Source organism: uncultured Boseongicola sp. (assembly GCF_937988555.1).
In the GTDB taxonomy this organism is placed as follows: domain Bacteria; phylum Pseudomonadota; class Alphaproteobacteria; order Rhodobacterales; family Rhodobacteraceae; genus Boseongicola.
Window position 1 is genome coordinate 28768 of record NZ_CALJXO010000025.1, and the last position, 20510, is coordinate 49277.

Annotated in this window: 22 protein-coding genes; 10 read left to right on the forward strand and 12 right to left on the reverse strand. The window is 57.5% G+C overall.

Annotation, left to right across the window (positions count from 1 at the left end):
• The first annotated feature begins 22 nt into the window (after positions 1 to 22).
• Positions 23 to 1387, forward strand: a complete 1365-nt coding sequence (gene rimO / locus Q1B15_RS01280) for a 30S ribosomal protein S12 methylthiotransferase RimO (RefSeq protein WP_299748954.1) — start codon at positions 23 to 25, stop codon at positions 1385 to 1387.
• A 79-nt stretch (positions 1388 to 1466) separates the two neighbouring features.
• Here rimO and Q1B15_RS01285 read toward each other — a convergent pair whose 3' ends face one another.
• Both Q1B15_RS01285 and Q1B15_RS01290 read right to left on the reverse strand, forming a co-directional pair.
• Positions 1467 to 1721, reverse strand: coding sequence for a DUF6455 family protein (locus tag Q1B15_RS01285; protein WP_299748956.1), 255 nt, complete (start codon positions 1719 to 1721; stop codon positions 1467 to 1469).
• A 79-nt stretch (positions 1722 to 1800) separates the two neighbouring features.
• Positions 1801 to 2517: a M48 family metallopeptidase gene (locus Q1B15_RS01290; RefSeq protein WP_299748959.1), complete on the reverse strand. Its 717-nt coding sequence runs from the start codon at positions 2515 to 2517 to the stop codon at positions 1801 to 1803.
• 116 nt (positions 2518 to 2633) lie between these two features.
• Between Q1B15_RS01290 and Q1B15_RS01295 the strand changes: the two genes are divergently transcribed.
• The 4 genes from Q1B15_RS01295 to Q1B15_RS01310 all read left to right on the forward strand — a co-directional run bounded on the left by Q1B15_RS01295 (position 2634) and on the right by Q1B15_RS01310 (position 5331).
• Positions 2634 to 2879, forward strand: a complete 246-nt coding sequence (locus Q1B15_RS01295; protein WP_299749015.1) for a hypothetical protein — start codon at positions 2634 to 2636, stop codon at positions 2877 to 2879.
• A gap of 22 nt (positions 2880 to 2901) precedes the next feature.
• Positions 2902 to 4005, forward strand: coding sequence for a class II histone deacetylase (locus Q1B15_RS01300; RefSeq protein ID WP_299748962.1), 1104 nt, complete (start codon positions 2902 to 2904; stop codon positions 4003 to 4005).
• Positions 4006 to 4075: 70 nt separating this feature from the next.
• Entirely contained in the window at positions 4076 to 4648 is a 573-nt protein-coding gene (locus Q1B15_RS01305; RefSeq protein ID WP_299748965.1) for a nitroreductase, read from the forward strand.
• Positions 4645 to 5331 (forward strand): EI24 domain-containing protein, encoded by a 687-nt coding sequence (locus Q1B15_RS01310; RefSeq protein ID WP_299748968.1) that lies wholly within the window; start codon positions 4645 to 4647, stop codon positions 5329 to 5331. The genes Q1B15_RS01305 and Q1B15_RS01310 overlap by 4 nt, the downstream gene beginning before the upstream one ends.
• On the opposite strand, the gene Q1B15_RS01315 is transcribed toward Q1B15_RS01310, so the two are convergent.
• On the reverse strand, positions 5328 to 5609 hold the full coding sequence (locus tag Q1B15_RS01315) for a DUF1467 family protein (protein ID WP_299748971.1): 282 nt from the start codon (positions 5607 to 5609) through the stop codon (positions 5328 to 5330). The genes Q1B15_RS01310 and Q1B15_RS01315 overlap by 4 nt on opposite strands.
• Entirely contained in the window at positions 5609 to 6013 is a 405-nt protein-coding gene (mce, locus tag Q1B15_RS01320; RefSeq protein WP_299748974.1) for a methylmalonyl-CoA epimerase, read from the reverse strand. Before mce ends, Q1B15_RS01315 begins: the two co-directional genes overlap by 1 nt.
• 191 nt (positions 6014 to 6204) lie before the next feature.
• On the opposite strand from mce, the gene Q1B15_RS01325 reads away from it, so the two are divergent.
• Complete coding sequence (locus tag Q1B15_RS01325) at positions 6205 to 6882, forward strand: response regulator (RefSeq protein ID WP_299748977.1); 678 nt, start codon at positions 6205 to 6207, stop codon at positions 6880 to 6882.
• Positions 6883 to 6901: 19 nt separating this feature from the next.
• On the opposite strand, the gene Q1B15_RS01330 is transcribed toward Q1B15_RS01325, so the two are convergent.
• A complete protein-coding gene (locus Q1B15_RS01330) occupies positions 6902 to 7606 on the reverse strand; it encodes a GNAT family protein (protein ID WP_299748979.1) in 705 nt (234 codons plus the stop codon).
• A gap of 119 nt (positions 7607 to 7725) precedes the next feature.
• Here Q1B15_RS01330 and Q1B15_RS01335 point away from each other — a divergent pair, with 119 nt between their 5' ends.
• A complete protein-coding gene (locus Q1B15_RS01335) occupies positions 7726 to 8358 on the forward strand; it encodes an MT-A70 family methyltransferase (protein ID WP_299749018.1) in 633 nt (210 codons plus the stop codon).
• Here Q1B15_RS01335 and Q1B15_RS01340 read toward each other — a convergent pair whose 3' ends face one another.
• The 3 genes from Q1B15_RS01340 to Q1B15_RS01350 all read right to left on the reverse strand — a co-directional run bounded on the left by Q1B15_RS01340 (position 8359) and on the right by Q1B15_RS01350 (position 11696).
• Entirely contained in the window at positions 8359 to 9090 is a 732-nt protein-coding gene (locus tag Q1B15_RS01340; RefSeq protein WP_299748982.1) for a BglII/BstYI family type II restriction endonuclease, read from the reverse strand.
• A complete protein-coding gene (gene aspS, locus Q1B15_RS01345; protein WP_299748985.1) occupies positions 9090 to 10868 on the reverse strand; it encodes an aspartate--tRNA ligase in 1779 nt (592 codons plus the stop codon). The genes Q1B15_RS01340 and aspS overlap by 1 nt, the downstream gene beginning before the upstream one ends.
• Positions 10869 to 11501: 633 nt before the next feature.
• A complete protein-coding gene (locus Q1B15_RS01350) occupies positions 11502 to 11696 on the reverse strand; it encodes a hypothetical protein (RefSeq protein ID WP_299748988.1) in 195 nt (64 codons plus the stop codon).
• Between the two features lie 374 nt (positions 11697 to 12070).
• On the opposite strand from Q1B15_RS01350, the gene carB reads away from it, so the two are divergent.
• The 3 genes from carB (at position 12071) to Q1B15_RS01365 (ending at position 17464) form a co-directional block, all read left to right on the forward strand.
• Complete coding sequence (gene carB, locus Q1B15_RS01355) at positions 12071 to 15403, forward strand: carbamoyl-phosphate synthase large subunit (protein WP_299748991.1); 3333 nt, start codon at positions 12071 to 12073, stop codon at positions 15401 to 15403.
• 271 nt (positions 15404 to 15674) lie between these two features.
• Positions 15675 to 16817 carry a beta-ketoacyl-ACP synthase III gene (locus tag Q1B15_RS01360; RefSeq protein ID WP_299748994.1) on the forward strand — a complete coding sequence of 381 codons (1143 nt, stop codon included), beginning with the start codon at positions 15675 to 15677 and terminating at the stop codon, positions 16815 to 16817.
• Between the two features lie 53 nt (positions 16818 to 16870).
• Positions 16871 to 17464: a thymidine kinase gene (locus Q1B15_RS01365; protein WP_299748997.1), complete on the forward strand. Its 594-nt coding sequence runs from the start codon at positions 16871 to 16873 to the stop codon at positions 17462 to 17464.
• Here the strand turns inward: Q1B15_RS01365 and Q1B15_RS01370 are convergent.
• The 4 genes from Q1B15_RS01370 to Q1B15_RS01385 all read right to left on the reverse strand — a co-directional run bounded on the left by Q1B15_RS01370 (position 17461) and on the right by Q1B15_RS01385 (position 20305).
• A complete protein-coding gene (locus tag Q1B15_RS01370) occupies positions 17461 to 18420 on the reverse strand; it encodes a D-glycerate dehydrogenase (protein ID WP_299749000.1) in 960 nt (319 codons plus the stop codon). The genes Q1B15_RS01365 and Q1B15_RS01370 overlap by 4 nt on opposite strands.
• Positions 18420 to 18755: a tRNA-binding protein gene (locus Q1B15_RS01375; RefSeq protein WP_299749003.1), complete on the reverse strand. Its 336-nt coding sequence runs from the start codon at positions 18753 to 18755 to the stop codon at positions 18420 to 18422. The genes Q1B15_RS01370 and Q1B15_RS01375 overlap by 1 nt, the downstream gene beginning before the upstream one ends.
• Positions 18752 to 19564, reverse strand: a complete 813-nt coding sequence (gene proC / locus Q1B15_RS01380; RefSeq protein WP_299749006.1) for a pyrroline-5-carboxylate reductase — start codon at positions 19562 to 19564, stop codon at positions 18752 to 18754. The genes Q1B15_RS01375 and proC overlap by 4 nt, the downstream gene beginning before the upstream one ends.
• Positions 19565 to 19825: 261 nt before the next feature.
• Positions 19826 to 20305 carry a YbjN domain-containing protein gene (locus Q1B15_RS01385; protein ID WP_299749021.1) on the reverse strand — a complete coding sequence of 160 codons (480 nt, stop codon included), beginning with the start codon at positions 20303 to 20305 and terminating at the stop codon, positions 19826 to 19828.
• Between the last annotated feature and the right edge of the window lie 205 nt (positions 20306 to 20510).

The window sequence follows — 20510 nt, forward strand, 5'->3', positions numbered from 1 at the left end:
GAACCAGCTATAGCCCCGGCCCATGACCCAGAACCCACCAAACCTTCGCCCCGACCTTGCCCGCGCACGCGTCCCCGACGCCGCACGTCCCGGTCAGCCAACTATTGGTATGGTGTCGCTTGGCTGCCCCAAAGCCTTGGTCGACAGCGAACGCATTCTGACGCGCCTGCGCGCCGAAGGCTACGCGATTAGCCCTGACTACAGCGGCGCGGATGCGGTCATCGTTAACACCTGCGGCTTCCTCGACAGCGCCAAGGCCGAAAGCCTCGACGCAATAGGCGAAGCGCTAACAGAAAACGGCCGCGTGATCGTGACGGGATGTTTAGGCGCCGACCCGGAATACATCACTGGTGCACATCCCAAAGTGCTCGCCGTCACCGGGCCGCACCAATACGAACAGGTGCTCGACGCGGTCCACATCGCCGTCCCGCCAAGCCCCGATCCATTCATCGACTTAATGCCTGCACAAGGCGTCAAACTCACCCCGCGCCACTACAGCTACCTGAAGATTTCCGAGGGCTGTAACCATAAATGCAAGTTCTGCATCATCCCCGACATGCGAGGCCGCCTCGCCTCCCGCCCTTTGAAAGCCGTGATGCGTGAAGCTGAAAAGCTGGTCGAAAACGGCGTTAAAGAACTCCTCGTTATCAGCCAGGACACCTCGGCCTATGGCACCGACTGGAAAGATCGCGGATCCAAAGCGCCAATCCTCGATCTTGCCCGCGAACTTGGCACGCTAGGGGCCTGGGTCCGCTTCCACTATGTTTACCCCTACCCCCACGTACGCGACCTCATCCCGCTGATGGCCGAGGGTAAAATCCTGCCCTATCTCGATATCCCCTTTCAACATGCGCACCCTGACGTGCTGAAACGCATGGCCCGCCCCGCAGCCTCAGCCCGCACGCTGGACGAAATTGAAGCCTGGCGCGACATCTGTCCGGATATCACTCTGCGCTCAACGTTCATCGTCGGCTACCCCGGTGAAACCGAAGCCGAATTCCAAACTCTTCTCGACTGGATGGACGAAGCGCAGCTCGACCGCATCGGCTGCTTCAAATATGAAAACGTCAAAGGCGCACGCTCAAACGTGCTTCCAGACCACATCCCTTACGAAATAAAACAAGATCGCTGGAACCGCTTCATGGAAAAAGCGCAAAGCATCTCGGCAGCCAAACTCGCCGCCAAAGTCGGCACCACACTGCCGGTGATCGTTGACGATATTGACGAAGACGGCATCGCCACATGCCGCACAACGGCCGACGCGCCCGAAATCGATGGCAATCTGTTTATTGACGAAGGCACCGAGGCTCTCGCAACAGGCGATATCGTCAACGTCGATGTTGACGAGGCCAGCGAATACGATCTCTGGGGCCAAATACGGCCCTAAACCCGGCGTGGGAGAAACATCACAGAAAAATCCGGAGGGGAGCCCCCTTCGGCTTACCAACCCTGACAGGTAAATCGGTCTAAAGCGTCAGCGCTTTAACCCGCGCAATAAGCAACCCATTGCGGCAATAGTCAGGCAGACCTTCAGTGTCGCTATCAAGCCGCGCCTCGCAATCACCAGCGTCGCTACAGCCCAGACAAGACACCAATGCTTCGACCATCTCGGTGCCGCTCACAACCCCGGATTGCCGCGCCAGATCTAAATCTGCGCCATTCCGGGTGGCCATGCGATCCATCAGCACCTCGCGGTGAGAGCTCTTGGACGTCATACTCATCGTCAGTACCTCCTGTACGATAAGCACATCATTGCCCAACGGCGCCAACCCAAGCTCTGATCCAGATCAATTTTCCGCCTTAGCCGCCGATTGCGCGCCGCACTGTGGTGATTCTGTCGGCATTCGGCGGGTGAGTGCCCAGAAACTGATCGCCCGGGTCAGATGCGCGCGAGAAGTACAGCACGCCGCGCAAAGGATCATATCCGGATCGTTGCGTAATCCGCGCCCCAAGCGAGTCTGCCTCAAGCTCGAACCCCTTTGAGTAGCGACGTGCGCCAATGGTACCGCCAATGTTCTGTGCAGTTTCAACGCCAGCCGCATCCAGTCCTGCAAGCGAGCCAATGAGGGACCCCAAAATGGCCCCCGCCGTCGCCGAGTTCTGTGTCTGCGGAATATGTCCTTCAATGTGATGCGCGGCTTCATGCGCCAGGGCGAACGCCAATTCGTCCCGGTTGCGCATTTCTTCAAACAACGCGGGCGTGAAGCCGATCAGCGGCCGCCCGTTCTTGTCCAACGTCTGATACGCATTCGGTGGCAGGCCTTGTCGGTCGTCGATGAAAATCCGGAAATCACAATTCAGGCCTGGTCGTATCTCCCTACAAGTGCGCTCGGCAATCGGCTCGACCCGCTGAACAACCGCCCGGAAATCGGCCAACGACTGAGGACCACCGGTCCGCGACTGTGAAACAGGCGGCAACACCTGCGAGGACGCTCCGGGTGACCGCTGCGCACCGACCTGCACATCGCAAGCCGATAACCCTAAAACGGCCACAAGAGACAAACAAACTGAACGCACCGCCAACACTCCCAGATAAATTCCAAGTCACCGTTGTTTGGCACGATAGCGAAAAGGCCGCCACTCTCAAGCAGACGCCCTTGCGAAGACCCGCCGATGCGGTCACGCTGGCACACATGTTTACGATCGAGCACGAATTTGACGCAACCGTCGTCACCCTTGTCGATGATGCCGCAGCGCACCGTCAAGACGACATCACCATCACAGCTTTCGATGATTGTGTGACGATAGAACAACTCGATGCCCGGCAGGACCGGGTTCAGAAAATAACGCTGTCGCTCGCACAACTTGCCGACCTGACAGCGTCCCTGAACCTCCCCGAAGGCGTCTACCTCCGCAATCACCCCGACACCCCGTCGTGATCCATTCAGACGAGCACATCCAATGACCACAGCGTTTTTCTACGACGAGCAAAGCTTCTGGCATTCAGGCGGGAACTACTCCTTCATGGCCCCAGTCGGAGGTTTCGTACAGCCGGCCGCAACCGGCGGCTTGCCAGAAAACCCCGAAACCAAGCGTCGTCTTGTGAATCTGATGAATGTTACGCGTTTGATGGACGACCTCAGCGTCGTGCGCGCCGAACCGGCGTCACAGATTGACCTGATCCGAGTCCACACTGGTGACTTCCTCACCACCTTCAAAACCACGTCGGACGCAGGCGGCGGCGAAACCGGACTGCGCGCGCCCTATGGTCCGGGCGGATACGAACTTGCTGCCCTCTCCGCCGGTCAGGCCAAAAGCGCGCTCTTTTCCGTTCTGGACGGGCAATACCGAAATGCCTACGCCCTCACCCGGCCGCCCGGACACCATTGCCTGCGCGACTGGCAGAACGGCTTTTGCCTTCTCGCCAACATCGCCATTGCGGTCGAAGCAGCCCTCGCCGAAGGCAAAGCAGACCGTGTCGCCGTCCTTGATTGGGACGTCCACCACGGCAATGGCACGGAAGCGATATTCTATGACCGCGCCGAAGTGCTGACGATCTCGATGCATCAGGAACACAACTACCCTCTGGATAAAGGAGATTTTTCAGACCGTGGCGAAGGCCAGGGCTACGGAACCAACCTGAACATCCCCCTGCCCCCCGGTGCGGGCCACAACACTTGGCTGGAAGCCCTCGACCGCCTTGCGATCCCTGCGATCCAATCGTTCAAACCAGACGTCATCGTGATCGCCTGTGGCTTTGACGCCGCTGCGTTTGATCCGTTGGGGCGGATGCTTTGTTCTGCCGACACTTTCCGCCAGATGACCCGCCGCGTGCTTGATCTCGCTGACATCACATGCGCCGGACGGCTCGTCATGGCGCACGAAGGTGGCTATTCTGAAATGTATGTGCCGTTTTGCGGCCACGCAACGCTGCAGGAGATGGCAGGGTCGTCCATCGACGCCCCCGATCCCTTTGCCGCAGCCCTCCAGATCCGCCAACCCGGCGCAGCTTTCGAAGGCTTTGCCAGCGGTCTTATCGGCGAAATGGCCGAGGCGCTCCCCTGATCCCGCGTGCCCCTCTGGAAATTCCCGGCGCGCACGAATACCTGTGCTGGGCAAATAAGGAGCCGATCCAATGCCCGAGGCAAACCCAGCTGCGTTGTCATTCCTCGCAAGCCGCCGCTCGCGGCCCGCAAAAACACTGACGACTCCGGTCCCAGATCGCGCGGTCCTTGAGGATCTGCTGACCGTCGCAGCCCGCACCCCCGACCACGGCAAACTTGAACCATGGCGCTTTATCGTCCTCGAAACTGCCGCGCTGAAACGGCTGGCCGATACCATTCCAATGTATTGCAGGGACATTGACCCGGAAAAAACCGCAAAACTGGTCGCGCAGTTTGCCAACGCTGATCTCGCGGTAGCCGTGATAGCAAGCCCAAAGCCATCCGACAAAATCCCCGAAATCGAACAAACTCTGTCTGCCGGGGCCGTCGCAATGAACCTTCTGTCGGCAGCACTTGCGGCGGGATGGGGCGCGAACTGGCTGTCCGGCTGGATCAGTCACGACCGGAAATGGCGTGAAGACACCCTTGGGCTCGCTCCAACCGAGTGGATCGCAGGCTTCATCCATATCGGCACCGAACGAATGACCCCACCAGAACGCCCCCGCCCCGACCTTTCAAGCATCGTCACCTGGGTCGAGACATGATCTTTTCTGCCATCGCAGACGCAATTGCGCAACTGTCCGACGCGCGTTTCCGCAGCGTCCTGGTCAAAGGCGTCGGCCTGACACTCGGCTTACTCATCGGGGCCTACGCCGTAATTTTCTTTGGCATCCAATGGCTTCTCCCAGATAGCATTTCGCTTCCGTTCATCGGGGAAATCACCTTCGTCGAAACCCTCTTGTCCTGGGCCTCCGTGCTTTTGATGCTGATCCTGTCGGTCTTCTTGATGGTCCCCGTCGCATCAGCGTTTACGGGCCTGTTCCTTGATGACGTCGCTGACGCCGTAGAAGACCGTCACTACCCGCATCTTGCCGCAGCGCCACGCATCGGCCTGTCCGAGGGGCTGCGAGAAGGCCTCGCCTTCCTACTAGTTCTGATCCTCGCCAATATTGCAGCGCTTGTTTTGTACTTTACACCGCTCGCTCCGTTCGTCTTCTACGGCCTGAACGGCTTCCTTCTGGGGCGTGAATATTTCCGGCTCATCGCTGTCCGCCGGATTGGTCGCACCGCCGCAAAGAAAGCCTTCCGTGCCAATCTTCTCACGATCTGGTCGGCCGGCGCGCTAATGGCTGTGCCTTTGACAATCCCGGTTCTGAACCTGCTGGTGCCCGTCGTCGGCGCTGCGGCTTTCACCCACCTCTATCACCGGCTGGACGCGAAAGCTTAGCCCTCACGCCGCTCCAAACGGTTAAAGAAATCTAGATCCTCAACCGTGATCCCGCCCCAAATGATCACCGAAACAATCACCGCAAAAGTGATCGCCGAAATCCACGTGGTCGTCACGCATTTGCGCTTCATCGAAAAAGCGGACGATGGCGCACCGGCCGGAGTCCCCGCGACCCGCTCGCCGGCCTCTGCCTGTGACTGAACCCGGATTGGCAGAATGATGAACAACACCATGAACCAAATAACTGCAAACAAAACGATCCCCGAAACAATCGACATCAGACCTGCTCCAGCTCGATCAGGGTGCCGTTGAAGTCTTTGGGATGAAGGAACAACACCGGCTTGCCATGCGCCCCTATTTTCGGTTCGCCCCCGCCCAACACTCGTGCCCCTTTCTCAACAAGCTGCGCCGAGGCTGCATAAATGTCGTCGACCTCGTAGCAAACATGGTGAATGCCGCCAGACGGATTTTTCTCAAGAAATCCATTTATCGGCGATCCCTCGCCCAAAGGAGACAGCAGTTCGATCTTGGTATTGGGCAGCTCAATAAACACCACTGTTACGCCGTGATCAGGCTCGTCCTGCGGCGCGCCCACATCAGCACCCAACATATCGCGGTACTGTGCAGAGGCTACCCCAAGATTTGGCACCGCGATCGCCACATGGTTCAAACGTCCAATCATTGTCCGCTCCGTTGTTTCAAGACGCGTTATCAGCTTTTCGCCCCCCCGCCACAAGAAGACAGTCCGACGCATCTCGCAGGCAATAAATGCTATTTAGGTCAAGATCTTAATAGAAAGCTCAGGTCGATTGAAGCAACCGGGAGGTCACGCGATGCCAGAATCTCTTGAAGATTTTCTAATACACGCGCCCCATGGCCAAGAGGCCGCTGAGTGGGCAGACCTTCCTGGCAGTGGAAGATAGCCGCTTTGCATGCGAAGCACTTCGCATCATGTGCCAACGATCGGGCGCGCGCCTCAGACGGGCCGACAGCCTGGAATTTGCGGCACGCCATTTGCGCACCTTCCGACCGGGCATCGTTTTAATTGACGTCGGGCTGCCCGATGGGTCAACTCTTGCCTTGATCCGCGAGTTGTCACGTTCCGAAGCGCGCATAGGCGTCGTTCGCGCCATGTCCGGCGAAGACACTTTCGCAGATGTTGCCTTGGCCGCAGGCGCAGATACCTTCATCGCCAAACCGATCAAATCCGTCTCGGCGTTTCAGGCAACACGTCTCGCCGAACTACCAAAAGACGCGCGCCCTGCAAGGGTGCGCCCGGCTTCCGGCGACGCCATTGTTCCTGACCGCATCACCTATCGCGACGACCTTTCGCTTGCCGCAGACCTTCTTGCATCCGATGCGGACGTAGACACGCTCAACGACGTCACCGACTTTTTGATTGGTCTGGCCAATAGAGCAGATGATCCGGGGCTCGCGGATGTCGCCCGAGATGTGGAACGCGCCTGTAGCAACGGCCCGCCATCAGCCGACCGCCTCCAAAGGCTCAGAACCGCAATCGAAGACCGCCTCGAGACAGAGCAGATGGTCTAATCCGGCTGGACCAATCCGCCTAGTTTTCGGATAAAGCTGGATCGCGAGCGGCAAGAACAGGCCGCGTCAAATCACCCAATCGGTATTTCTGCTGGCCATCGACATCAAAGTTTTCTGGCGCCAACCACGTCTCAAACGCCGCGCGCAACGCGGGCCATTCCCCGTCAATCGCCGCAAACCAAGCGGTGTCGCGATTGCGCCCCTTCACGATGCTGGCTTGCCTAAAAACCCCTTCAAAGCTGAACCCAAACCGTTCAGCTGCCTGCCGGGATTTCCGGTTTGCGGCATCGCATTTCCATTCAAATCGCCGATACCCCACCTCGAACGCCCATTTCATCAATAAATACACCGCTTCCGTCGCCTCACGGCTTCGCTGAAGCCGTGGCGCAAAGGTCAGCCACCCCGTTTCAATCGTGCCCGCCAATGGTGCCATCCGCATGAGGCTAAGCGTGCCCCCAAGCCGTCCATCCGCCATCCGCACCGCAAAATGAAGCGGATCATGAAGCACACGGCTGGCGTCTACCCAGGCCGCATACCCCGCGTCGTCAAACGGACCTACTGGCAGGTAGGTCCATATGGCGCCGCTCTGATCCTCGCGATGAGCGTCGCGCAAGCCCGCGATGTGTGCCCGTGACAATGGCTCAAGCCGCGCATAACGCCCTTCAAGAACAGCGCGAGCTGGCAAACCAGGTGGGGCCCAGTCAACAAGAGATCGTTCATTCATCGGGCCCGTCTTTCATTTTTTTGGTTCAGGTTTTGTCAATCTTGTTCTACGAATGTTCTTAGGCCTGCGTGCCACATCGCACATTGCAAATCATGGGAGGTCATCGCACAATGTTGGCCATGAGAAGCTCTCCGACACAAGACCTGTCCAACTTTTTGGGCGATGATCGATTCGGCTGCGTGATGGCCGATCCGCCGTGGCGATTCACCAATCGCACAGGCAAAGTTGCACCCGAACACAAGCGCCTGTCGCGCTATCCCACCATGACGTTGGACGAGATCTGCGCCCTTCCGGTGGCTGCCCATATGGAAGACCGCGCACATTGTTACATGTGGGTGCCAAACGCGTTGTTGCCCGATGGATTGCGCGTTCTGAATGCCTGGGGATTCGAGTATAAATCCAACATCATTTGGCATAAAATTCGCAAAGACGGCGGGTCAGACGGACGCGGTGTCGGCTTCTATTTCCGCAATGTGACTGAGGTCCTGCTTTTCGGCACACGCGGGAAAAACGCGCGCACCCTTGCGCCGGGACGGCGTCAGGTGAACATGATGCAAACCCGCAAACGCGAGCATTCGCGCAAACCCGACGAACAATACGATTTGATTGAAGGCTGCTCGTGGGGGCCATATCTGGAATTGTTCGGACGTGGTGTGCGCGAAGGCTGGACCGTTTGGGGCAATCAGGCCGATGCCGACTACAAACCGGGATGGAAGACCTACGCCTACAATTCCGGCGTCGCGGCCGAATAATCAGCCCGTCAGACAGCTCTCCGGCAAACCGATCAACAACAATGGACAGGGGTTGCCCACCCCTCGCTCAAGCCGTTCTTCAAGCTTGCGCCAATGCGTCGTGGATTGCCCGTATTTGCTGGCAACAAACGTCTGTGTGAACGCCTCGATAAAAGACGCGCCGTTTTCCATCATGGTTGCGACCGACCGACGTTGGGCCGCCGTCCGCTCTGTCACGCCATAGGCCACAAAATCCGCTTCCGACGTCACGCCATCCCGATAAAGCCGATCCCCGATCCGCCGCACAAACGCCGATTGCAGCGACGCGCCCCGCGTCACAATGATCCCGACACTCACAGCGGATTGCACGTGAAGCCGTTGAAAGCTCTCAAGATCCCGATCGTAAAACGGATCCTTGTTGTTCCATTCAATCTCCAAAGCCAATGTCCCGGCTTCCGCCCGCATCACGTGATCAACCTCGTGGCCAATGCCTATTCGCTGCACGCCATCAACGGATGTGGCCACGCGAAAGGTGTGCTTCGGCCAGCCCAGATCGTACAATCTGCGACGCAGCCGCTGCGTGAATACCGCCTCGCCGCCACCGCCGCCTATCAGCTCGGTGATCTCGATCTGAAAATCAGCCAAAGCTGCGACCAGTTCCGCCGTCTCATCCGGGAAATCGACCGATAGGATCGCGCTCGCATGGTTGCGCGTTCTGACATCAAACCCCTTAGAGACAAGCGTCTCCAGCATCAGTCCTCCGACGGTAGTATCCGCAAATGCAAATCGCGCAGCTGCTCGTTGGTCGGCGCGCTTGGCGCATCCATCATCAGATCTTCAGCGCGCTGATTCATCGGGAACAAGATCACTTCGCGGATGTTTTGTTCGTCCGCCAAAAGCATCACAATTCGGTCGATCCCAGCAGCACAGCCCCCGTGCGGCGGAGCGCCATATCGGAACGCATTCACCATCCCGCCAAAACGCTTCTTCACCTCGTCCTCGCCATATCCGGCAATCTCGAACGCCTTGAACATGATCTCAGGCCGGTGGTTCCGGATCGCGCCCGACACCAATTCATAGCCGTTACAGGCCAGATCGTACTGATACCCCAGCACGTCCAATGGATCGCCATTCAGCGCCTCCATCCCACCTTGCGGCATCGAAAACGGGTTATGCTCGAAATCAATTGCCCCGGTTTCCTCGTCCTTCTCGTAGATCGGGAAGTCCACGATCCAGGCGAACGCAAAGCGGTCCTTGTCGGTCAAACCCAATTCGTCACCGATCGCAACGCGCGCCTTGCCGGCCACGGTTTCAAACGCCTTCGCTCTGCCACCAAGGAAGAACGCCGCGTCTCCGACGCCAAGGTCCAACTGTTGACGGATTGCCTCAGTACGCTCCGGGCCGATGTTTTTCGCCAAAGGTCCGGCCGCTTCCATGCCCTCACCCTGATCGCGCCAGAAGATATACCCCATCCCCGGCAGACCCTCCTTCTGAGCAAACGCATTCATCCGGTCACAGAACTTGCGCGAGCCACCATTTGGTGCCGGAATGGCGCGAACTTCAGTGCTGTCCTGCTCCAGAATTTTCGCAAAGATCGCAAAACCCGAGCCGCGGAAATGCTCGGACACATCCTGCATCTTGATCGGGTTGCGAAGGTCCGGCTTGTCCGAACCATACCAAAGAGCAGCATCACGATACGAAATCTGCGGCCACTCCGCATCAACTTTACGCCCGCCACCAAATTCCTCGAACACACCCTGCAAAACCGGCTGGATTGTATCGAATACGTCCTGCTGGCTGACGAAAGACATCTCCAGATCAAGCTGATAGAAATCCGTCGGCGAGCGATCCGCGCGCGGGTCTTCATCGCGAAAACACGGCGCTATTTGGAAATACTTGTCGAACCCCGAAACCATCAACAACTGCTTAAATTGTTGCGGGGCCTGCGGAAGCGCGTAGAATTTGCCGGGATGCAGGCGCGACGGCACAAGAAAGTCACGCGCGCCTTCGGGCGAGGACGCCGTGAGAATAGGCGTTTGGAATTCGCGGAAATTCAACCCCCACATGCGCTTGCGGATCGACGACACCACGTCCGACCGCATCTTCATATTGTCCTGCATCGCCTCACGACGCAGATCAAGAAAACGGTATTTTAGACGCGTCTCTTCGGGATACTCCTGATCGCCGAAAACGATCAAGGGCAGCTCTTCAGACGATCCCAGAACCTCAAGAGCACGCACAAAAACCTCGACCTCGCCGGTCGGGATTTTCGAGTTCACCAGCGACGCATCGCGCGCCTTAACATTACCGTCAATACGGATGCACCACTCCGACCGCACCTTTTCCATCTCTTTGAAAACCGGACTGTCGGGATCACAAAGCACCTGCGTGATGCCATAGTGGTCGCGAAGGTCGACAAACAAAATACCGCCGTGGTCACGGATACGATGGACCCACCCGGAAAGTCGGACGGTCTCGCCCACGTTCGAGGCATTCAGTTCGGCGCAGGTATGGCTGCGATAGGCGTGCATGTGTTTGCCCCTTTGGCAACGGGTTTTCCGGTTCGGGCCGATACACATCCTGAGGGCGCGGAAGTCAAGCGCCGAGCCTGTCGCACAACCGCCACTACAATCCAAAAAGACGGCCTTTTTTCTAATCGCTTGTATCCGCCAAGCCATTTCTAAGACGTTGTCTCAAAGTGAATTCGGGACCTTGATGCCAAAACTGTCAGAGACCCAAGGCCGACTGATATAAATAGTTCTCCTTGCGCTGTTTTTTGTGCCGATCCGTCTAGAGAACCCTTTGCCGCCATCCGACGACCTGCGGGCGCTTTGGATGGCAGGTCTTTTTTTGACGGCGAGGCAGGCTCGATCTATGCGTCCTCTGGGGATTACTGTCGCATGGTGCCTCCGGACTCTTGGATAATCCCCTTTCTGAACGAGGGCGTCGAGCGCACGGCCTACCCCTTCATCTATCCGCCGCTTTGGGCATGGATCAGGCACCACGTTGTGACGTGGACAAATTTCGTGGCATCATGGCAATTGTGTACGCACTGATGATGTGCGGGTGCTTCTATCTGGCGTCAAAAATGGCGCGGGGTATGATGACACGAATGGCATTCATGGCAGTGACGCTGTTTCTTGTCTTTGTTTTGGGCTGTCTCGTCATAAAACTTCCGTTAAACGAAAATCAGCCACGGATAATCGTTTCGTTCTTGGTCCTGCCAGCACAGAACGCATCACAACAAAAGCAACAGGTGGCGAAACGTCATGGCGTATCTTCGCAAAGCCCGCGCTTTGGCAGGGGATGAACGTCATTGTACAACTCACGCCCATTTCGCTTTTGACCGTTTTCGCCATCCGAAACCGCCTTGCCGACCCATTGGTCTGGCCCGCCATCTTCGTCGCATTGGCCTGAGTCCTGCCGTTAAGTTGGCTTTATCATTATCTAACGGCTTTTGCCTTCCTTCCGGCGCTTGTTGCGCGCCTTGGATGGAAACGCGGCATCTACGCAATGTCAGTTCCCGCGCTCGTCACCAGCTCCGCGTTCTTTGTACTAACCCTATCTTTGCCCGCAGTAAAAACTCTCGCATACCCCGTGATGGGCGGGGCTATGGTCTGGATGGGTCTCGTCTTTCTATGGACCATACGCCAATCAGCGTTGAAACCGCCCTTGCGTACTACGAGCCAACCCCTATAACCCACGACAATTTGCGTGACCTAGGGGATGGCCGATGCCTAAAAGAACCGACATCAAGTCGATCATGATTATTGGCGCGGGCCCCATCGTTATCGGACAGGCCTGCGAATTTGACTACTCCGGCGCCCAGGCCTGCAAAGCCCTGCGCGAGGAAGGTTTCCGCGTCATCCTCGTCAACTCGAACCCCGCGACGATCATGACCGATCCCGGATTGGCCGACGCAACCTACATCGAACCCATCACCCCCGAAGTTGTCGCCAAAATCATCGAAAAAGAACGCCCGGACGCGCTTTTGCCGACGATGGGCGGCCAAACCGGCCTGAACACATCTCTAGCGCTCGAAGAAATGGGCGTCCTCGAAAAGTTCGGCGTCGAAATGATCGGCGCGACGCGCGATGCCATCGAAATGGCCGAAGACCGCAAACTGTTCCGCGAAGCGATGGAGCGCATCGGCCTCGAAAACCCGAAAGCCACCATCGTCGCCGCCCCGAAAGCCGAAAATGGACGCTACGACGTCCCAAAAGGCCTCGAAGACGCGATGGCCGCCATTGATTACGTGGGCCTGCCCGCCGTCATCCGCCCAGCCTTCACCCTTGGCGGTACCGGCGGCGGCATCGCCTACAACCGCGACGAATACTTCGAGATTTGTCGCCGTGGGCTTGAGGCCTCGCCCGTCGCGCAAATCCTGATCGACGAAAGCCTGCTTGGCTGGAAAGAATTCGAGATGGAGGTCGTCCGCGACAAAGCCGACAACGCCATCATCGTCTGCGCCATTGAAAACGTCGATCCAATGGGCGTCCATACCGGCGACTCGATCACCGTCGCGCCCGCCCTCACTCTCACGGACAAAGAATACCAAATGATGCGCTCGGCCTCGATTGCGGTCCTGCGCGAGATCGGCGTAGAAACCGGAGGCTCGAACGTCCAGTGGGCCGTGAACCCTGCTGATGGCCGCATGGTCGTGATCGAAATGAACCCGCGCGTGTCGCGTTCGTCCGCTCTCGCCTCAAAAGCCACCGGCTTCCCGATTGCAAAAATTGCGGCGAAACTTGCCATCGGCTACACTCTGGACGAGCTCGACAACGACATCACCAAAGTCACCCCAGCAAGCTTCGAGCCAACCATTGACTATGTGGTCACCAAGATCCCACGCTTTGCCTTCGAGAAATTTCCAGGCTCTGAACCCAGCCTTACCACCGCGATGAAATCCGTTGGCGAAGCCATGGCCATTGGCCGCACCTTCCACGAGTCGATGCAAAAAGCGCTCGCCTCATTGGAAACCGGCCTCACTGGCTTTGATGAAATCGACATTCCGGGCGCGCCAGATCGTGCAGCCATCACCGCGGCCCTTTCGAAGCGAACCCCTGACCGTATCCGCGTCATCGCCCAAGCCATGCGCGAAGGTCTGACCGACGAAGACATCCAAATAGTCACATCCTTCGACCCTTGGTTCCTTGCCCGTATCCGCGAGATCATCGAGGCCGAAGCCAGGATTCGCAAAGACGGCCTGCCCCTCACCGAACACGGATTGCGCGCCCTCAAAATGTTTGGCTTCACCGATGCGCGGCTTGCCATCCTGACAGGCCGCACCGAAACCAACGTCCGCAACGCCCGCCATAACCTTGGCGTCATAGCTGTCTTCAAACGCATCGACACCTGCGCCGCCGAATTCGAGGCGCAAACACCTTACATGTACTCAACCTACGAAGCCCCTGTCATGGGTGAGGTCGAATGCGAAGCCCGGCCCTCGAACGCAAAAAAAGTCGTTATTCTCGGCGGTGGTCCGAACCGCATCGGACAAGGCATCGAATTCGACTACTGCTGCTGCCACGCCTGTTACGCCCTGTCAGATCAGGGCTACGAAACCATCATGATCAACTGTAACCCCGAGACGGTCTCCACCGATTACGACACCTCGGACCGCCTCTATTTCGAGCCGCTCACCTACGAACACGTGATGGAAATCCTGCGCGTCGAGCAGGATAACGGCACGCTTCACGGCGTGATCGTCCAGTTTGGCGGCCAGACCCCGTTGAAGCTTGCAAACGCCCTTCACGACGCCGGAATCCCTATCCTTGGCACAACGCCAGACGCAATCGATCTCGCCGAAGATCGCGAGCGCTTTCAGGAACTTGTGAACCGCCTCGACCTCAAACAACCAGTTAACGCTATCGCTTCCACCGACGCACAGGCGATGCTGGCAGCTGAAAAAATCGGCTTTCCTCTGGTTATCCGTCCGTCCTACGTCCTTGGTGGCCGGGCCATGGAAATTGTGCGCGACACAGCGCAACTTGAACGCTACATCCGCGACGCGGTCGTCGTCTCCGGCGACAGCCCCGTTCTTCTCGACCGCTACCTTGGCGGGGCCGTCGAAGTTGATGTGGATGCTCTCGCAGACGGCGAAAACGTGCACGTCGCCGGCATTATGCAGCACATCGAGGAAGCCGGCGTCCATTCCGGCGACAGCGCCTGCTCGCTCCCACCGCACACGCTCTCAGATGATATCATCGCACGCCTGATCGAACAGACGGTGGCACTTGCAAAAGAGCTTAAAGTCGTAGGCCTGATGAACGTCCAGTTCGCCATCAAGAACGACGAGATTTACCTTATCGAGGTAAATCCCCGCGCTTCGCGCACCGTGCCATTTGTCGCCAAAGCCACTGACAGCGCCATCGCCTCTATTGCGGCGCGTCTCATGGCCGGGGAAAAGCTCGATGCCTTCCCGATGAAGCCGCCCCATGCGCCTGTCTCCGACGATGTTGTGATCCCAACGGGCGACCCGATGCAATTGGCCGATTTCCGCACGCCATGGTTCTCCGTCAAGGAAGCCGTCCTGCCCTTCGCCCGCTTCCCAGGTGTCGATACGCTTCTCGGTCCCGAGATGCGCTCAACCGGCGAAGTCATGGGCTGGGATCGCTCTTTCGCCCGCGCATTCCTGAAAGCACAGATGGGCGCAGGCGTTGACTTTCCAACGTCCGGCACGGTCTTCTTCTCAATCAAGGACGACGATAAATCCGACGAGCTTATTGAAACGGCTCGCATGCTGCGCGAGTTGGGTCTCTCCATCCTCGCAACGCGAGGCACGGCCAGCTTCCTCACCGAAAACGGTATCCCTTCCGACGTAGTGAACAAAGCCTATGAAGGCGGACGCACAATCGTCGATGTGATGAAGGACGGGGAAATTTCGCTGGTGATGAACACCACTGAGGGCGCGCAGGCAGTCGAGGACTCGCGCTCAATGCGCAACGTCGCACTGATGGACAAAATCCCCTACTACACCACCGCCGCCGCGGCCCATGCAGCAGCCCTTGCGATGGTCGCCCGGCGCGACGGCGAGATCGAAGTTCGCAGTTTGCAAGGCGCTTAAAACGCGCCTGGCTTTCGTATTGCGCTGTTAAGACATGGAAACAAATGCTCCAGGTCCGGGGTGCGAACGCGCGACAGCAACCGCATGCAGGGACGTGACAAAGACGTCCCGCCTTCAACCATTTCAAGGGGTTAACATGTTGGTTCGGAATTGGCCGCGACATGTGACGCGCGCCAGCACGACCATGCGTTAAGATACCGGCAACCCAGCGTCACCCTTGCCCTCAAGCTTTTGTTCCCGTTACGTAAACCGATCACATGACGAGATCCAAATGCACACGCCCATCATCACCGGCAGCGGCGTCTTCACGCCCGAGAACGTCATCACCAACGCCGAATTGGTCGTAAGCTTCAACGCCGCCCACGAAGAAGAGATCGTCAAAGGCGACATCGCCGCAAAGACGCATTCCAACGCTGATTTCATTCGTGATGCCAGCGGGATCGAGCAACGCTATGTGATTGATAAAGAGCGCATTCTTGACCCTACCCGCATGACACCTCGTCTAAACACGCGGCCAGATGATGCGCCGTCCCTGAAGGCTGAAATGGGCATCGATGCCATTCACAAAGCCTTGGCACAAGCTGGTCGCGATCCTGCAGGTATAGACCTCATCCTTTGCGCCGCCTCAAACCACGAACGCGCATACCCCGCAATTGCTGTGGAAATGCAGCAGCTTCTGGGCGCGAGCGGTTTCGCCTATGACATGAACGTCGCCTGTTCCTCTGCAACTTTTGTACTGCAAACCGCCGCCGACATGGTGCGTACAGGGTCCGTCAAATGCGCCGTCGTTGTCAGCCCAGAGGTCTGCTCCGCCCACCTCGAATGGCGCGATCGCGATTGTCATTTCATCTTCGGCGACGTTGCTACAGCAATTCTGATCGAACCCGAAGCCGACGGCATGGCGGGTTTTCGTGTTCTCTCAACCCGCTGCGCGACTAAGTTTTCAAACAATATCCGCAACAATGACGGTTACTTGCGCCGCGCACACGACCAGATGGAAGACCGACGCGACATGCAGTTCATGCAGGAAGGCCGCAAGGTTTTCAAAGAAGTCCTACCCATGGTAGCCCACCATATCACCGGCCATCTCCACGATGAAAGCCTTGATGCAAATGACCTCAAGCGCCTTTGGCTACATCAGGCCAACAAGACAATGAACGACTATATCGGCAAAAAAGTCCTGGGCCGCGAACCGACCGAAGGCGAGCAACCCAATATTCTACAAGACTGCGCAAATACGTCGTCCACCGGCTCCATCATCGCATCCTCCAAGTTTTCGCAAGACCTTGAGGCGGGCGATCTCGGTCTTCTTTGCTCGTTCGGCGCAGGGTATTCCGTCGGCTCTGCCGTCTTGGAGCGGGTCGGATCCATTCCGAAGCGCGCACGTCACACTCCGTTAACAAAAAATGGGTAAACAGCCGCCCAAGCCCTCTTGTTCAAGCGCTTGACCCGCGCTAGGCAAAATGAATGGCCAAACTCTATTTTAATTATTCCACAATGAATGCAGGGAAATCGACCCTACTTTTGCAGGCGTCGTATAACTATCGTGAACGCGGGATGCAGACGTATCTTTTGACGGCCGAGATAGATGGGCGCACTGGCGATGGCCTGATTGGCAGCCGCATAGGAATTAGCGCCAGAGCCGACACATACGACACAAAGTCGAACCTGTTCGACATGCTTCAGCGGCGTCAGAAAAGTGGCCCGATCGCATGTGTTTTCATCGACGAAGCGCAGTTTCTGACCAAAGATCAAGTTTGGCAATTGGCACGCGCGGTCGACGACCTGAAGCTGCCCGTGATGTGTTACGGTCTGCGGGTCGATTTTCGGGGAGAGCTTTTCCCCGGCTCGGCGGCACTTCTTGCTTTGGCCGACGAAATGCGCGAGGCGCGCACGATCTGTTTTTGCGGCAAGAAGGCGACGATGGTCGTCCGCCAGGACGAAGACGGCCATCCCCTTGCTGACGGAGCCCAAGTGCAAATCGGCGGCAATGACGCTTATGTTTCCCTGTGTCGCAGGCATTGGCGCGAAGCAATGGGCGAGCGACCGCCCACGCCCTAGCCCACAGGATTTGGCAGTGTTTTCCCATCAATCCAAGCGTTCAGATTGTCCACCGCCATCAGCCCCATATCAACCCGAACTTCAAGTGCCGCGGTGCCAAGATGTGGGAGCAGGGTAACGTTTTCCATAGCTTTCAGCGCTTCCGGCACAATCGGCTCTTGCTCGTAAACATCAAGCCCTGCGCCAGAAATCTGGCCCGCTTGCAACGCTGAAATGAGAGCAGCCTCGTCAACCACATCGCCCCGCGCGATGTTCACCAGGACGCTGTGCGGCTGCATCTTTCTCAACAAGTCAGCGCCCATAAGATGATGTGTTTCCGGGGTCGCCGGCACCGCCAGGACAACGATATCCGCCGTCGCACACAGCTCGCTCAAAGTATCCAATTGCCGCGCCGGAACGCCAGCATCCTTCACTTTTGACCGGTTGTAAAAGACAACGTTCATATCGAAACCAAGACCCGCGCGCTTCGCAATCGCTTTGCCAATCCGCCCCATCCCGATGATGCCAATAGTCTTGCCCGTGACATGAACCCCAAGAAACTGGGTCGGATGCCACCCTTCCCATGCACTGGCCCGTACAGCACGCTCGCCTTCACCCGCGCGTCGACAGGTCATCAAGATAAGCGTCATTGCAATATCAGCCGTAGCGTCTGTGACAGCGCCAGGCGTATTGGTGACCGCTATTCCCGAGGTGCGCGCGGCAGTCACATCGATATGATTATAGCCCACACCAAAATTGGCGAGTATTTTGCATTTCATGTCAGATGCTTGGCCAATGACAGTCGCTGAAAGCGGATCACCCAGCGTCGGCAAGATAGCATCATACCGACCCAAGGCGTCGACCATCTCGGCAGGTGGAAGAGGGCGCGTTTCTTGCCTCACGCTAACATCAAACCCCGCATCAACCGCCTGCAGAACAGCTTCAGGCAGCGGGCGCGTGATCAAAAGTTTCGGCATCAAAACATCTGCGCGCCAAGCGGCACGTCCTTATCTGGTTTCAGCAACACAACTTCGCCATCCGCGTCCGGCACCCCAAGCACCAAAACCTCGGATCTGAACTTTCCGATCTGGCGCGGCGCAAGGTTCACGACGGCCAGAACCTTTCGGCCGGGTAGGGTTTCAACATCATAGTGTCGCACGATCTGAGCCGAGCTCTTGCGCTCACCGATCTTTGGCCCGAAATCGAGGTACAACTTGATTGCAGGCTTGCGCGCCTCGGGGAACGGCTCGGCGCGAAGGATTTGGCCAACGCGGATATCGACCTTCAGGAAGTCCTCAAATTCAAGCGTCATGCCCCAAGCTCCCGACTACGGTCTGCCGCCGCGGCCACTGCACGATTAAGCAAAGCAGGAAACCCATTCTCGGCATCCATTAAAACCTCCAACGCAGCTCCCGTAGTGCCATTGGGGCTTGTCACGTTGATCCGCAGTTGCGTGGCGCTCTCCTCGGACGCAGCCGCCAATGCCCCCGCCCCGGCCACAGTTGCGACCGCCAATTCCATCGCCATTTCACGCGGTAAACCTTGCGCAACACCAGCATCTGCCATGCATTCGATCATGTGAAAGACGTACGCTGGCCCCGAGCCAGAGACACCTGTCACAGCGTCGATCTGGGCTTCACTCTCCAATTCAACCGTTTTGCCTACGGCGCACAATAGGGCGCGCGCCAATTCCAGACGCTCGTCACTGACATGCGCATTCCGACAATATGCGGTGATCCCTTGTGCAATTGCCGCTGGCGTATTGGGCATTGCGCGTACGATAGGTGTCTTTAGGCCAAAGACTGCTTCAAAAGCAGCTATTTTCGTTCCCGCGGCAATTGATAAAAGGACGGTTTCACCGTTCCCATAACCTTGAATAGACGGCAGCGCGTCGCCCATCATTTGCGGCTTGACCGCAACCACCATAATCGCTGGATTGGAAGGCAGCGTGTGGTTCACGCTTACGCCGCGCGCCGCAACCCAGTCCGGCGCATTCGGATCAATTACATGGACTGCCGACGCCGGAAGACCTTGCGACAACCAGCCTTCAAGCATAGCGCCACCCATCTTGCCGCAACCTAGCAGAACCAATCCCCGTTGAGGTATGTCGCCGAAATCCATGTCAATATTCTCCCGTTTGACCCTGAATACGGTAAACGCTCCGGTAGGGACAACCTCGTTTCAAACTCCGACGCGCAAGCTGCCCCACTCAAGCGCACGTCGCGCTCACATTTATTAGGAGGCTTGTATCCAGGCTTGTCGCTGTCGCCGCAGACCAAAGAAAAAACCGGGCCGCACTGGCGACCCGGTTTTCTTGCTTGACCTGCTGGCCGGGGGGATCAGCCGATTAACACACAGAATCAAGCTAACCTTGAGGTCTTTTCAAGCCGTGCCGTAAGCCTCGGCAATTGCCATATTCATCGCTTCGGCGGGTGTTTCATCGCCCCAAGCAACAAGTTGAAAGGCCGGATAGAAGCGTTCTGCCGACAAGACAGCCGCCCGGATCATAGTATCGATCTGCTCTGCTCCGGCAATCTGTCCACCTGCAAGGACAAGGCCATATCGCCAAACCATAAGCTTTTGCGCCGCCCAGTACGAGAACGCACCCGCCCAACACATATCGTTGGTGGCGTTCAAAGTTTCATAGAGTGCGCCCAGCTTCTCTTTCGGTGGATCCATCTCGAATGTGCAAATGAGGCGCAAGGTCTCGTCATGCGACGACCACGCTAGGGTAATGGAATAGGTCCGCCACTGCCCTTCGACCGCCATCGCGATCTGATCATCAGCGACCCTGTCGAAATCCCATTCGTGGTGCTCGGCAAGATGCTCGACAACATGCTCATATCCCACATCCCCCCAGATTGGCTGTCTGTCGGCGTAGGGGTTAGGGAAAGGCTCCGGCCATAGAACAACGAAGTAACCGTAACAAGTCTGCTCCGAACAGATCGGATATCCGCCTACTACGGTTACTATCCCGTCCGCGCAGGCCTTCCAGAAACGCCCAACCAGATTGAAATCGAGGAGACTTATCTCAGGAAGCTTGCCAGGCACTTGCCGCATCAGTCTC